Annotated in this window: 11 protein-coding genes; 10 read left to right on the forward strand and 1 reads right to left on the reverse strand. The window is 39.5% G+C overall.

The genetic code is table 11. The annotated features are described in order from the left end of the window. The first annotated feature begins 88 nt into the window (after positions 1-88). The 10 genes from ftsE (at position 89) to KHA94_RS08725 (ending at position 12,709) form a co-directional block, all read left to right on the forward strand. Entirely contained in the window at positions 89-775 is a 687-nt protein-coding gene (gene ftsE / locus KHA94_RS08685; RefSeq protein WP_213101739.1) for a cell division ATP-binding protein FtsE, read from the forward strand. Continuing rightward, positions 765-1,658, forward strand: a complete 894-nt coding sequence (gene ftsX / locus KHA94_RS08690) for a permease-like cell division protein FtsX (protein WP_213101740.1) — start codon at positions 765-767, stop codon at positions 1,656-1,658. Before ftsE ends, ftsX begins: the two co-directional genes overlap by 11 nt. Positions 1,659-2,588: 930 nt before the next feature. Then, positions 2,589-4,046 (forward strand): S41 family peptidase, encoded by a 1,458-nt coding sequence (locus tag KHA94_RS08695; protein WP_213101741.1) that lies wholly within the window; start codon positions 2,589-2,591, stop codon positions 4,044-4,046. A 178-nt stretch (positions 4,047-4,224) separates the two neighbouring features. Next, complete coding sequence (locus KHA94_RS08700) at positions 4,225-5,418, forward strand: PDZ domain-containing protein (RefSeq protein ID WP_213101742.1); 1,194 nt, start codon at positions 4,225-4,227, stop codon at positions 5,416-5,418. A 333-nt stretch (positions 5,419-5,751) separates the two neighbouring features. Continuing rightward, on the forward strand, positions 5,752-7,350 hold the full coding sequence (locus KHA94_RS08705) for a PucR family transcriptional regulator (RefSeq protein ID WP_213101743.1): 1,599 nt from the start codon (positions 5,752-5,754) through the stop codon (positions 7,348-7,350). A gap of 177 nt (positions 7,351-7,527) precedes the next feature. After that, entirely contained in the window at positions 7,528-8,880 is a 1,353-nt protein-coding gene (locus KHA94_RS08710) for an aspartate aminotransferase family protein (protein WP_213101744.1), read from the forward strand. An 80-nt stretch (positions 8,881-8,960) separates the two neighbouring features. Further along, positions 8,961-9,083 carry a hypothetical protein gene (locus KHA94_RS26255; RefSeq protein ID WP_275950873.1) on the forward strand — a complete coding sequence of 41 codons (123 nt, stop codon included), beginning with the start codon at positions 8,961-8,963 and terminating at the stop codon, positions 9,081-9,083. A 13-nt stretch (positions 9,084-9,096) separates the two neighbouring features. Then, positions 9,097-10,668, forward strand: a complete 1,572-nt coding sequence (locus tag KHA94_RS08715) for a sodium/proline symporter (protein WP_213101745.1) — start codon at positions 9,097-9,099, stop codon at positions 10,666-10,668. After that, the gene (locus KHA94_RS08720; RefSeq protein WP_213101746.1) at positions 10,668-11,153 is read left to right on the forward strand and encodes a hypothetical protein; all 486 of its coding nucleotides are present in this window, start codon (positions 10,668-10,670) and stop codon (positions 11,151-11,153) included. The genes KHA94_RS08715 and KHA94_RS08720 overlap by 1 nt, the downstream gene beginning before the upstream one ends. 32 nt (positions 11,154-11,185) lie before the next feature. Beyond that, entirely contained in the window at positions 11,186-12,709 is a 1,524-nt protein-coding gene (locus KHA94_RS08725; protein WP_213101747.1) for a CoA-acylating methylmalonate-semialdehyde dehydrogenase, read from the forward strand. Positions 12,710-12,820: 111 nt separating this feature from the next. Here KHA94_RS08725 and KHA94_RS08730 read toward each other — a convergent pair whose 3' ends face one another. Continuing rightward, a complete protein-coding gene (locus tag KHA94_RS08730; protein WP_213101748.1) occupies positions 12,821-14,473 on the reverse strand; it encodes an amidohydrolase in 1,653 nt (550 codons plus the stop codon). Positions 14,474-14,527: the final 54 nt, after the last annotated feature.

Here is a 14,527-nt window from a genome sequence, read left to right on the forward strand (position 1 = left end):
AGATGAATGCGTTTTACTATATATAGGATTAATAGAAGCGAAGTCTCTTCCGCTTTTCTAAATAAACATAATAGATTAGGTGATGTTAATGATAGAAATGCAAGATGTATATAAGAAGTATCCAAACGGGGTTATCGCTGCCAATGGAATAGATGTGCATATTAAAGCAGGAGAGTTTGTGTACGTTGTAGGTCCAAGTGGTGCGGGGAAAACTACTTTTATTAAAATGATGTATAGAGAAGAGAAGCCAACAAGTGGAACAATCACAATTAATGGTGTAAATCTTGCAAAATTAAAATCTAGCAAGGTACCTCTTCTTAGACGTAATATTGGGGTTGTTTTCCAGGATTTCAAATTACTTCCGACTCTAACCGTGTACGAGAATGTTGCATTTGCTCTAGAGGTAACAGAGGAGCAGCCAAAGTATATTAAAAAACAGGTTATGGAAACTTTAGATCTAGTTAATTTGAAGCATAAAGCTCGGATGCTTCCGACTGAATTGTCTGGAGGGGAGCAGCAGCGTGTATCGATTGCACGTTCCATCGTGAACTCTCCTAAAGTGGTTATCGCAGACGAGCCGACAGGTAATCTTGATCCTGATACTTCATGGGAAATTATGAACATCTTTGATGAAATTAACACGAGGGGTACGACTGTGGTTATGGCAACGCATAATAAGGAAATTGTAAATACCATTAAACACCGCGTTATTGCAATAGAAGGCGGGAAAATTGTCCGTGACGAGCAAAGAGGTGATTACGGATATGAAAGCTAGAACCTTAAACCGTCATTTAAAAGAAAGTTTGAAAAGCCTCGCCAGAAATGGCTGGATGACCTTTGCGTCGGCTAGTGCTGTTACGGTGACTCTTTTATTGGTTGGAGTATTTTTTGTTATTATGATGAATATGAATAAAGCGGCAACGGATCTTGAACAGCAGGTAGAAATCCGCGTTCATATTGATGTCGCTGCAAATGAACAGGACCAAAAAGAGTTAGGTCAGAAACTTGAAAAGATTCCTGAAGTGAAATCAGTTCGCTATTCCCCTAAAGACGAAGAATTAGATAATCTTATCGATAGCTTTGGAGAAGAAGGGGAAGCCTATAGGCTGTTTGAACAAGATAATCCATTAAATGATGTTTTCGTTGTCAAGACGAAGGACCCGGCCGATACAATGATGGTCGCTAAGAAAATTGAAAAAATGGAATATGCAGCTAAGGTAAACTATGGGCAAGGGAGTGTTGAAAAACTCTTTTCCTTTATTAACTCAAGCCGAAATTTCGGAATTGTTCTGATCGTAGGATTGTTATTTACGGCGATGTTCTTAATTTCTAATACGATTAAGATTACGATAACGGCAAGAAGAAAAGAAATTGAGATTATGAAATTAGTAGGAGCGACGAATGCCTTTATTCGATGGCCATTCTTCCTTGAAGGGCTGTGGCTCGGTATTCTCGGTGCGATCCTGCCTATCATATTTGTCGCTACATCCTACCATTATATCTTTGATTTCTTAGAGCCGAAGCTAAAAGGCAATTTTATTGAGCTTCTCAATTATAATCCTTTTGTATATCAAGTATCTGCATTGCTTCTTCTAATGGGTGGTCTCATCGGGATTTGGGGAAGTATGATGTCTGTAAGGAAATTTTTAAGAGTATAGTGAAATTTGGAGGAAGAGGCTGCGGCTTCTTCCTTTTTTTGTTATATAGGAATTATAATTTTCGCTATCTGTTGATAACTTAAGATATAGTTTATCTACGTTCAGTTCCAGCGCCTACCTCCGACGTACAGGACGTACTAGTGTCGACAATGCGACAGGACAAGGAAAGCTACGTCAGCGACACATCGCACGACCAAAAGAGAAGCTTTTGGGAGGACGTCGCGTTTTTGTCGACCTCGAGGTCAAAGCTTGTCTAGTTACGGCTCCTAGGGACTCGCGTCATAAGCCGATCCCTTCCAGAAGACAAAGAGCGTCTTCTTACAGGGCTCGTCTTATGCAGTCGTCCCTAAACAGTCGCCTTCACATTTCGATCAATCCTCCCAGAAAGGTAAAGAACACCTTTCCGTGAGGCTCGTCTTGTGCTTGTCGGAGGTGAGCACAAAGGAAAGCTTCTTTGAATATTCATCTCAGAAACAATTTGTCCTTTAATTGTTCCGAAGGCGCTTGCGCATTTGTTCTTAGGCTATGATAAACTTCCCTGTTTATTTCCACTGCAGGCACTAAAGCGTAGCGGGCGGTCCGGAAGCCTCCTCGTCACTATCGCTCCTGTGGGGTCTCCCTTTGACTCGCTTTTCCCGCAGGACGTTGAATAATCTTCCCTGAATAAACACCGCACGAAGGAAATGCGAATGCATTTTCGAGGATCTCGCGCCTGCAGCAAGAATCAACAACAAATTAGCATTATCAACACTGAGCTTTAACACAGCATTTCGTTAAAAAATCTCCTCGCTATCCAAGCTACATTCCCACTTGTAATAAAATTCTCATAACCCGTCCCTTTTTTTCATATATTGAATTATTAATAGTCAACTTTGCCTATTTGCAATTAGGCAGATGTGAAGGAAAAAGCGGTAAGAAAGGAAGAGGGGTATGAACAGGAAATGGATAGCACTGTTAATGACTGGTTCCTTGTTGACCGGAGCTGGCGGTACCTATGCAGGAATGAAGTGGATCAGTCATCGTGCACTAGAGAATAGCATCGAAAACCATTCTTCCCAATTAGATGAGGGGAATTTTCCAGCAGAGATGAGCGACGAGGATCTAAAGAAAGTAGAGAAGGCTTATAGCTTAATATTAAACAGCTATGTAGAGAAGGTAGAAGTAAAGGAGCTTGTAGAAGGGGCAATTCAAGGGATGCTTGCGTCCCTCTCAGATCCATATTCCATCTACATGGACAAGGAGACAGTGAGGCAATTCAATGATACGCTTGAGTCCAACTTTGAAGGGATTGGAGCTGAAGTAGGCATGGAGGATGGGAGAATTGTTATTGTTTCTCCATTTAAAGATTCTCCAGCGGAAAAAGCAGGCTTAAAGCCGAGGGATCAAATTTTAAAGGTAGATGGTGAAAGTATTGAAGGCTTGGATTTATTTCATGCGACTTCAAAAATACGTGGGGAAAAAGGGACGAAGGTAAAGCTAGAAATTGCCCGTCAAGGATTGAAGGAGCCCCTCGTTATTCATGTCAAGCGGGATAAAATTCCTCAAATCACCGTTTATTCTGATTTAAAAAAGCAAAGCGGAAAGGCAATCGGTTATTTAGAGATCACTTCGTTTTCGAAAGAAACGGCATCTGAATTCAAGGGGCATTTACAAAAACTTGAGAAAAAAGGAATAGAAGGCTTAATTATTGATGTCCGTGGGAATCCAGGAGGGCTTCTTATATCAGTTGAGGAAATTTTGAATGAGTTTGTTACAGATAAAAAACCATATATACAAATTGAAAAAAGAAACGGAGAAAAGAAAAGATATTTTTCGAGCTTGAAAGAGAAAAAGGAATACCCTATCGCTGTTCTGATTGATAATGGCAGTGCCTCTGCTTCCGAGATATTGGCAGGTGCCCTAAATGAAGCGCAAGGCTATACCTTAATCGGGGAAAATACATTTGGAAAAGGGACTGTTCAGCAGCCATTTCCGATGGGAGATGGCAGTAATATTAAATTAACTCTCTTTAAATGGCTGACTCCAGATGGAAATTGGATTCATCATAAAGGTATAGTGCCAACACTTAAGGTAAAGCAACCAGCTCTTTATCATACACCTCCCCTTCAAGTTGAAGAAGCCTTAGTGAAGGAAATGAATAATGAACAGGTGAAAAATGCACAAGAAATTCTTGAATCTCTAGGCTTTGCCCCAGGTCGTAAAGACGGCTATTTCAGTGAATCAACGATGAACGCTGTAAGAGCCTTCCAACTGCAAAATGACTTAAAGGCTACCGGCAGAATTGATAAAAAAACCGCCTCGGCACTTGAACAGGCAGTAGCTGCGGAAAAGAAAAAAGAAGATAATGACATTCAGCTGCAAACGGCACTGAGATTTCTTGCTCGGTAATAAGTATTCATTAGCATGGGGAGTGGTCTCTGTGCTAATTTTTTTCGGTAATATAGCAATAGGCTTTAAGAGTACAATTTGGTAGAATATAGAGTAATAGATATTTGTGTGTGTAAGTGGAAAGCAACTTTTTTACATACTTTCAATCGTATTTTATTAGTAGAGGTAGGTGGATAGATTGGCTTTAGAATGGCTGATTGAAATATTAAAAGGAATAGGAAGGCTTTTTCTTCACCCTGTTTTCTATTACCTTTTCTTTATTGCGGCTGTATTGGGCGTTTCTCGTGTAAAGCGGGAGAGAAGGGATTTTCATGTTCGGGCAGAGAATGCATATTTTGAGCTAAGACAGCTGCTGCCGCTCGGAATCTTAATTGGGCTCATCACTTCACTTATTTCAATATCCGCAGGTCTCGTGATTCCAATGGAGACCATTCTCTTTACTGCTGCTTTTACAGTATTATGGAGTTTAACAACAAAGATACGGTGGATGGCGCCTGCGTATACATTGGGTTTCGCCTTCTTTGCTACGATATTTGCTATTGAGCAAAAATGGCCACTTCCATCCTTCTTAACCTCGGTTTCGGATCAGGAGCAGACGGTTTTTCCATCTATTGCTGTTCTTCTAGCTCTCCTTTTAATTGGGGAAGGGATCCTTATTTTCAAAAATGGACGGAAGGGAACTTCTCCTAAATTGATAAAAAGCAAGCGGGGGCAAAGGGTTGGCATTCATGAGGTGAAACGTATTTGGCTGCTTCCGCTGTTTTTAATTATTCCTGGTGAGGCATTGCAAGCTCCATTTGAATGGTGGCCAGTTTTTTCAGTTGGCGGAGGCACTTATTCCATTATACTCGTTCCTTTTGCTGTTGGATTTTTTCAGCAGGTTCAGGGAAAGCTGCCTACTGAAGCTATTAAAGCAGTCGGAAAAAAGGTCATGGTGCTTGGGATTCTCGTTTTGCTTTTATCCGTTTCGGGCTATTGGTATCCGCTCGCAGCCATTGCTGTCGTGACAATTGCGATTATTGGCAGGGAGCTTATTACTTTAAGACAGAGAATGATAGAGGGGAATCATCCTTTTTATTTTTCGAAAAGAAATAATGGCGTGATGATCCTAGGAATTATTCCTGGTTCTCCAGCTAGCAATATGGGTTTACAGGTTGGTGAACTTATTACAAAAGTGAATGGCGTGTCAGTCCATGATAAAAATAGCTTATATGAAGCACTTTTGAAAAATCGTGCGCATTGCAAGCTGGAAGTGCTTGATGTAAATGGACAAGTCCGCTTCGCACAAAGAGCCTTATACGAAGGAGACCATCATGAGCTCGGCATTCTATTTGTGCAGGATGAGGTTAGAAGGGGTAGTGAAGCGGTTTAGTGTCATTTTTCATAAATAATCGGAATCTAATCTTAATTCTTCGGAAACGAATTCATAAATAAATGGAATTTAACTAAAGTTTACCGGATTCTATTATCATTAAAAATTGGAGTGAATTAAACAAACATAAAAATTTAAAAAATGTACAAAAAAGCTAAGCGAGGACTTAGGTGAATAATAGAGGAACAGACCTTTTCATGAAAAAAGGTCTGTTTCTCTATTATTATTTTGTAAGAATATTCATAATAGATAAAAAGTAATTTCCGTTTTACTAGTTATCAACTTATAATAGGTTTAATCATTAAAAAATTCAATTATAGAGGAGTTTTTTAATTGAAATCTATAAAAGTCAAAGATATTTTGCAAAGGAAACACTTTGAAAATATTGAAGTGATCGCTAGAAATGAAGGGCTAAACCGTTTAGTTAAATGGGTTCATATTGTAGAAGCTCCTAATGTCGGCCATTTACTAAGGGGGGGTGAATTAATCTTATCAACAGGTGTTGCTTGGAGAGAAACAGAACTTTTTATCTCAATAGTTAAGCAATTTATTGAAGCTCAAGTGGCAGGTCTTTGCATTGAAGTAGGTACATACACCACTTCGATTCCGGAAAAGGTCATCGAGATTGCTGATCAATCACAGTTTCCAATCATACTTTTTCATAAAGAAGTACCTTTTGTAGAAATTACACATGACATCCATACACTCCTCATTAATAATCAATATAAAATGATTTCAGAATTAGAAGGCTACTCCCAAAGCTTAAATAAAAAAATATTAGCAGTCGAGCATTTTAGTGAAATTTTAAAGTTTATCCAGAGTTACTTACAAGTACAGGTAATCATTGTTATTAATAATAAAGAAATACAATTTACGCCAAATGTAACAGAATATGAAAGAATTAGACTTCTAAAAGTAATCCAAGCAAAAAGCGGGATTGATATTGCTGCACCTGAACGGCTATATTCAATTGCAAGATTACCGATTGATTTATTAGGTGATCATTATGCAGAGCTTGTTATTCTTTCTAAAGTAAGGGAATTAACAGAGTTCGATCAATTGATACTGGATAGAACAGCAACAGCTCTAGCTCATTTTTTTTTACGAGGACTTTATATAGAGGAAAAGCGTAAAGGAGAAGAAACGGAATGGATGACAAGATGGCTGGATGGTGAGCATAGTGAGGATTCAATAACTGAGTTTCTATCTTATCTAATACCTTCTAGTAATCTAAAGGGGGCGGTCACTTGCCTCTGTAAAATAGATTCATTACGAAATCACTCCCATGTCGATTTGACCTATTTTAAGTTATATTTCAGAACTATTTTTGAGCAGAGAGGTTTTACAATCCTATCAATTGAGAAGAGAAATATGATTATATTTATTTTGCTCAATGAAAGAAGTGCAGATACATGGAAGAAAAGAACAGAAGAAGGGATAGAAAGATTACTAGAGATAGAGTTGAAAATTTGCAAGCCGTTTATAGGGGTTGGAAAATATGTAGAAAAATTAGCCGATATCCCTATTAGCTATCAAACTTCTATTGAGACGATACGTATTAAAGATCGCTTGTCCAAACAGTCTCATAGTTATTTTTATGATGACTTGCATGTTTTTCGAATAATTTCCTTTTTAAATGGTCATTTAGATTTAAGTGAATATATTCTTGAATATTTAGGACCAGTTATTAATTATGACAAAATGACAAATAGTAAACTTATGGAAACCTTAAAGGTTTATTTAGCCTGTAATGGATCCAAACAAAAAGCAGCAAAGAAATTATTTGTTGTCAGACAAACTCTTTATCATCGATTAGAAAAGATTGAAGAATTACTTGGGCATGATTTTATGAATCATGAGAAAAGACTAGCAATTGAGTTTATGCTTATGGCATACGATTATTGTCTATCCTCAAAACCATTGGATGTATAGAAGTTAGAAACGCAGGGGTGTTCACAATGGGCATCCCTCTTTTTGTTAGTCAACTTTAGTCAATTCGTAAAAATATACAAGTTATTAATATAACAAAATGTCTAATGATTGGTGTGTAAGAATAAGAGATAATCGCTTTAATGATTTTCTAATAATTCAGAAAGAGGGGAAGGCGCAATGACAAAAACGAAAGAGGATTTAGATTTGATAAAAAAGGATACAGAATATGTATGGCATTCTATGAAGCCGTATAGTCCTGATTCCACTATTATTGCAGAAAAGGCAAATGGTTCTTGGATTACAGATCATAATGGAAATCGCTATTTAGATGCGATGGCAGGATTATGGTGTGTGAATGTGGGGCATGGGAGAACGGAATTAGCAGAAGCTGCCTATGAACAATTAAAAGAAATGGCGTATTTTCCTCTTAGTCAAAGTCATAAACCAGCGATCCAGCTTGCAGAAAAATTAAATGAATTGCTTGGAGAAGAGTATGTTATCTTTTTCTCGAATAGCGGCTCGGAGGCAAATGAAACCGCATTCAAAATAGCGAGGCAGTATCATCAGCAAAATGGAGAATATAGCCGGTACAAAATTATTTCCAGATATCGCGCATACCATGGGAGCTCAATGGGAGCACTTGCTGCAACAGGGCAGGCACAGCGTAAATATAAATATGAGCCATTAGCACCGGGATTTCTACATGTCCCGCCGCCAGATCTTTATCGTTCTTCTGATAAAAAGGATGCAAGACCACAAGATTTAGAGTCAGTCAAAGACATTGATCATGTCATGACATGGGAATTAAGTGAAACGATTGCGGCTGTAATTATGGAGCCTATTATTACCGGCGGCGGTGTAATTGTTCCTCCAGATGGCTATATGGCTGGTGTTAAAGAGGTTTGTGAAAAGCATGGAGCATTATTGATAGTCGATGAAGTGATCTGCGGGTTCGGCCGAACAGGGGAACCATTCGGTTTCATGAATTATGGCGTGAAGCCGGATATCATCACAATGGCCAAGGGAATTACAAGTGCCTATTTGCCATTATCCGCTACAGCAGTAAGGAAAGAAATATATAACGCCTTTAAAGGAACCGAAGAGTACGAATATTTTCGTCATGTGAATACATTTGGCGGAAACCCAGCTGCATGTGCGCTTGCACTCAAAAATATCGAAATCCTCGAAAAGGAAAATCTATTTGAGCGTTCCAAGCATTTGGGAGAGCAGTTGAAGAATAGTTTAATTGAGCTGCTAGCTAATCATCCATATGTTGGAGATGTTAGAGGAAAAGGGCTAATGATCGGAATTGAGCTTGTTAAGGATAAGGGGACAAAGGAACCGCTTGAAACTGAGCTGGTGAATCGAGTGATAACGGGCTGTAAACAGAAAGGACTAATCATTGGGAAAAACGGTGCGACCGTCGCAGGCTTTAATAATATTTTACAATTAGCCCCGCCGCTAAACATTCTTGAAGAAGACATTGAATTTATCATTCAGGTTTTAACAGAACAGTTACAAGCACTTTAAGGATGTTACGATAAGTAGCAATTTTTTTAAAGGTATGAAATGGTACTTTTAGATTTAGGGAGGTGGATCTTCTGTTTAACTTGCCGGCAGCAACATTTTGGTTGATTGTTCCATGGCCGTTTATTTGGATAGCGCTGGGTGTTATTTTGTATTTTAAATTGAAGAAAGAAGATGATGCAGAAGAAAGCGAAAACAATATTTAAGGGGATGTAGCCGTTGAACTTGGATGGGATTATTTTTGTCATTTATTTAGCAACCCTATTAGGTATTGGCCTTTGGTTTTCTCGTAAGTCATCACAATCTACTGAACTATATTTACTTGGGGGGCGCTCACTTGGTCCAGCTGTCACAGCGATGACGATGCAAACGACTTCTATGAGCGGATATATGTTTATGGGAGCACCCGCACTTGCTTTTCAATATGGCTGGTATGCACTCTGGTATGCCATTGGGGACGCTGGAGGCTCCATCATTAATCTTTCAGTTCTAGGAAAACGAATGAGAAGAATGTCAGAATTATTGGGAGCCCTTTCCCCAATTGAGTATTTAGAAAAAAGATTTGAAAGTAGTGCAGTACGCATCGTAGGGTCTATTATTGCGATTGTTTTCCTCTTTGCGTATGTTTTTGCTCAATTTATTGCTGCCGGAAAAGCGATGTCAACATTGACAGGTTTCTCTTATGAGGCCTCATTAATAATAGGGGTAAGTGTCATTATTATTTATACCGTTGCAGGAGGTTACCTTGCCGTTGCATACACCTCTTTCGTACAAGGTATCATTATGGTTGCAGGAGTTGTTGGAATAGGTGCCCTGGCGTATTTTCATGTTGGGGGTTTAACAGGATTAAATACTGCTTTGGAGCAAACTGATCCTACCTATTTAAGCATATGGGGGAAGGACTTGGCTTTTTATGGACAATGGGGTGTTGTGTTAGGTGCGATTCTGATTTTCTCCATCGTTTATATGGGGCTGCCTCATGTGGTCGTACGACATATGTCGATGCAAAGTACAAAGACAGTAAAAGGTGCGATCCTAATTAGCGCTTTGTGGAATCAATTTTTTATCTTTGTTCCCTATATATTAGGTCTAATTGGAATTATCGTCCTGCCTAATATTGGGGATCCAGAGATGGTTATAACCGAATTAGCCTATACTTTGTTCCCAGGATTTTTTGCTGCCATTCTTTTGTCAGCGATTATGTCGGCCGTCATGTCTACTGCAGACTCGATACTGATGCAAGCAGGTACGATTCTTTCCCGCGATGTATATCAACGGTTCATCAATAAAAAAGCAAGCATGAAAAATACAGTGCTCGTATCTAGACTATGTATTCTAAGCGGAGGAATTGCTGGGATCATTGTTGCGATTTATCAGCCGCCATCCATTTTTGGTTTAGTTATTTTTGCTGTAGGTACATTAGGAAACTGTTTCCTGGTCCCTTATTTGGCGTCTGTATATTCCAAAAAGGCGAATCATATTGGATGTTTATGTGCCATGATTGGTGGAGCAGCAACGAATATTCTTTGGACTTCTATGAACTTTGAGGCTGTCACGGGGCTTGATGCATTTTTAGCCGGTTTGCTCGTTTCTGTTTTAGGAATGGCAGTGGGTAGCCGCTTTGGGAGGAAACCATCACAGCCTATTATCGATATTTTTGAACAGGCAAAAAGTAACCGTTATTTTTCAAAGAAATTTGAACAAAATATCGCTCGTAATCTAGCACCGGAAGCCAAAAATATTGCTCAGTTTCTTGGCGATGAAAAGGAAAGCTTGAGGAATAGCCATTGATGAATACGATCTTAACTCAGGAACCTGAATTTGCAGAGAGTGATGTTTTTCGAGGATTGAAGCAATATGATCGGAAGGCAAATGTCTATGTACGACAATTACTCTTTTATCCATACTACTTTTTTGAATTTGAACTAAGCGCCAAGAGCTTGCTTAAGTTAAGTGGAAAAATCGCTTGTACGATTGATGGGATAAGCGGTAAAGAGGCAATCATTGATATGAAACCGGCCTTTTCTACTTGCTTTAATGAAACAGCTGACAAGCTTTCTGTTCAAGTTGAAGAAATGGAGGCAAGAAAGATAGCTGAGAGATTTGTCTTTCAAACGATTTCGCAAAAAACTAAGTTTATATCCATTCCCAGCTTGAAAATTTCAGATTGTTCTTTATTCTATAGGCCATTCTGGCTTGCAGAATACATCTTGAAAGAAAAAGGGAAACAGCAGCTAATTGTTGATGCAATTAGCGGAAGCTATCATCCATTATAGGCACACTATTAAAGAAGGGAGATTTAATTGACATGAATACAAAGGAACAAGTGACGGTTGAAAAGTTATATCATTTTATTGGTGGGGAAAAGAAAGAAGGCAAAAGTGATCGTTATGGTAAAGTTTTTATGCCATCGACTGGTGAATTGATGGCTTTAGTTCCGTATGCGACTGCCGAGGAAGTCAATGAAACGGTTGAAATTGCAAAAAAAGCTTCTATAGGCTGGAAGAAAACCTCAGTCGGCAAAAGAATTGAAGTGTTGCATCGTTTTAGAAGTTTTATAGTAGAAGAAACGGGCAAGATTGCTCATTTAATCGGCCAGGAGAGTGGAAAGACCATTTCTGATGCAATAGGTGAGATCTCAAGAGGGATCGAATCGATTGACTTGGCCATTAACGCTCCGCATTTATTAAAAGGGGAATATTCGGTTAATGTCGGCGGAGAAATCAATTCTTATTCCATTAAACAGCCGCTTGGTGTCGTTGCAGCGATTGCCCCGTTTAATTTCCCGTTTATGGTTCCAGTGGCCATGACTTCTATGGCGGTTGCTTGCGGGAACGCAGTTATTTTAAAACCATCTGAGCGTGTTCCAAATACAGCGCTCTATTTCTCAGAGCTATGGAAGAAAGCTGGCTTGCCTGATGGGGTTTGGAATATTATTAACGGTGATAAAGAAGTGGTAGATGCGATTCTTTCCCATCCTGATATTCCTGCGATATCATTTGTCGGCTCGACACGTGTGGCGGAATATGTTTATGAAGAAGGCTGCAGGCACCATAAGAAAGTTGCTGCTTTTGGCGGAGGGAAAAATCATATGATCATTATGCCTGATGCGGATCTGGATTTGGCCGTAAATTCCTTTATTGGTGCAGCCTATGGTGCCGCTTCCCAACGCTGTATGGCCATTTCAGCAGCAGTCCCAGTTGGAGATAAGACTGCTGAGGTTTTCGTTGCAAAGCTGAAGGAGAAAGTGGAAGAGTTAAAGGTAGGCACATTTGATGATAAGAGTGTTGACTTTGGTGCACTAATCACCCAAGAAGCAAAGGATACGGTCATCAAGTACATTGACGAGAGTATAGAAGAAGGTGCCTATTTATGTGTGGATGGACGCAATCCAAAGGTAGAAAATGAGAACGGCTTTTATCTTGGAGCAACTCTATTAGATCATGTTAAGCCACATATGCGTATATATCGTGAAGAGGTATTTGGGCCTGCTCGAATCGTTGTCCGTGTAGATAGTTTGGAAGAGGCCATTGAATTGATCAATAACCATGAATTTGGAAATGGTGTTACTATATTCACATCGAATGGCTCGGCTGCACGAACGTTTACGGAAAATATTGAAGTAGGCATGGTTGGAGTGAACGTGCCAATTCCGATACCAGTCGGTTATCATAACTTTGGCGGCTGGAAACGATCAAAATTTGGAGAAGGCCATATGTTTGGTCCAGATACAGCCCGCTTCTTTACCAAATCAAAAACCATTTCTGAAAGATGGCCTGAATCGAAGATAACTGACGATCAAGTAGCATTTGACTTCCCGAGTAATCGATAGTGTGATAGTATCTTATTTAACATGGCACCGGGAATTATTTACAAAATTGCACTCAAAAAGTTTATTACACAAAAACCCCCCTCCTTGAAAAGAAGGAGGGGGGTATAAAATTTATACCTTTATCGTGCTTGACTGATTCTTTTTTCCGCAAAGATCGTTTCGGTCATATAACACTTCTCCATTAACCATCGTGAGTTCAATTTTGACATCCTTTAATTTTTCTTGATCTACATGTAAAATTCTTTCACTTAAAATCGTAATGTCTGCCAGTTTTCCCACTTCAATGCTTCCCTTTATATTTTCTTCGAAGCTTGCATAAGCACCATTCCAAGTATAAGCACGAATCGCTTCTAATACGGAAATGCATTGATTTTCACCGACAACTTGGCCGTCTGTTGATTTTCGGTTTACAGCTGCATGAATACCGAGCAGCGGATCTAGGAATGTTACAGGGGCATCTGAAGCAAACGCGGCAATAATGCCTTTATCAATATAATCACGGGCCGGATACATATTTTGCACACGATCACCGTAATACTCGAGATAACGGTCACCGTTTACATACATAAACGCTGGATTAGGAATCGGGACGACGCCAAGCTTTTTCATACGATCTTGTAAATCGGGTGAAGCTATGCCAGCATGCTCGATACGATGGCGGTGATCTTCCCTTGGATGTTCGTTTAAAGCCGTTTCAATGCAATCTAATATCATCTCTATGGCGCAGTCACCTTGGGCATGCGCCGTAATTTGAAACCCCTTTTTATGCGCTGTGCCTAAAATATGATTTAATTCGTCCTGGCTATAATAAATCATTCCGTAATCATCTTGCTTATGAGAATAAGGCTGACGGGTAGCAATTGTCGGCCCGACACTGCTGCCATCAGTAAAAAGCTTCGCAGGGCCAATTTTAAAGCGGTCATCTCCAAGACCAGTAATCGGGCCTGCATTTACCATTTTTTCAACAAATTCATGTGAATTTGTCAAAGAGCCGATTAGTGCGTACACGCGCACCTTTACTTCCCCAGCATGAATGGCCTGCTGCATAATTCTTAAGGAATCTGCTCCATCTCCATAAGCACCGGCATCGTGAACACTTGTAATCCCCGCTTGAATGAATTCATCTGATGCAAGCTTCATCCCTTTGCGAATTTCATCTTCCGCATAGGTAGCATATTCAAATAACTGCATATGTGCATTTTCAATCAGCTTGCCTGTTAGCCGGCCATTCAAATCCCGTTCAATGATCCCTCCATCTGGATCAGGAGATTGTTCTGTAATACCTGCAATTTCAAGTGCTTTACTGTTGACTATCGAAGTATGGTTACATGTGCGGATGATGACAATTGGATGTTCGGTTGAAATAGCATCTAGTTCTTCCTTTTTCGGAAAACGGTTTTCCTTTAATGAAGATTCTTTAAAGCCCCAAGCTCGCACCCATTTTCCTTTAGGCGTTTCTTGACATTTTTTTCGCAAATCAATGAAAATATCCTCAAGTGATTTTATATGTGGAGCAATACAGCTTACTCCTAATAAATTGGTCCCATAAATCGTCAAATGTAAATGGGCATCATTGAATCCCGGAAGAAGGCTTTTTCCATTTACATTAATAATCTCTGTGTCCTCAGTTTGATATGATAAAACCTCTTCTGTGGATCCAACAGCTAGAATTCGGTTTCCTTTTACGGCCACTCCTTCTGCGATGCTGCTATGTTGATCGACGGTTATTACCTCGCCATTAATAAAAATTTTATCTGCCTCCATTATATCTACTCCTTCTATCTAAAATTAGATATATGAAAAAGCGCCGAGCCTCAT

Origin of the sequence: Cytobacillus citreus (genome assembly GCF_018343665.1) — a bacterium.
Classification (GTDB): Bacteria; Bacillota; Bacilli; order Bacillales; family Cytobacillaceae; genus Cytobacillus; species Cytobacillus citreus.

Excerpts from the sequence above, each read along its gene's own strand:
- ftsE (WP_213101739.1), top strand. The coding sequence starts at position 89 with ATGATAGAAATGCAAGATGTATATAAGAAGTATCCAAACGGGGTTATC.
- ftsX (WP_213101740.1), top strand. The coding sequence starts at position 765 with ATGAAAGCTAGAACCTTAAACCGTCATTTAAAAGAAAGTTTGAAAAGC.
- KHA94_RS08695 (WP_213101741.1), top strand. The coding sequence starts at position 2,589 with ATGAACAGGAAATGGATAGCACTGTTAATGACTGGTTCCTTGTTGACC.
- KHA94_RS08710 (WP_213101744.1), top strand. The coding sequence starts at position 7,528 with ATGACAAAAACGAAAGAGGATTTAGATTTGATAAAAAAGGATACAGAA.
- KHA94_RS08720 (WP_213101746.1), top strand. The coding sequence starts at position 10,668 with ATGAATACGATCTTAACTCAGGAACCTGAATTTGCAGAGAGTGATGTT.
- KHA94_RS08725 (WP_213101747.1), top strand. The coding sequence starts at position 11,186 with ATGAATACAAAGGAACAAGTGACGGTTGAAAAGTTATATCATTTTATT.
- KHA94_RS08730 (WP_213101748.1), bottom strand. The coding sequence starts at position 14,473 with ATGGAGGCAGATAAAATTTTTATTAATGGCGAGGTAATAACCGTCGAT.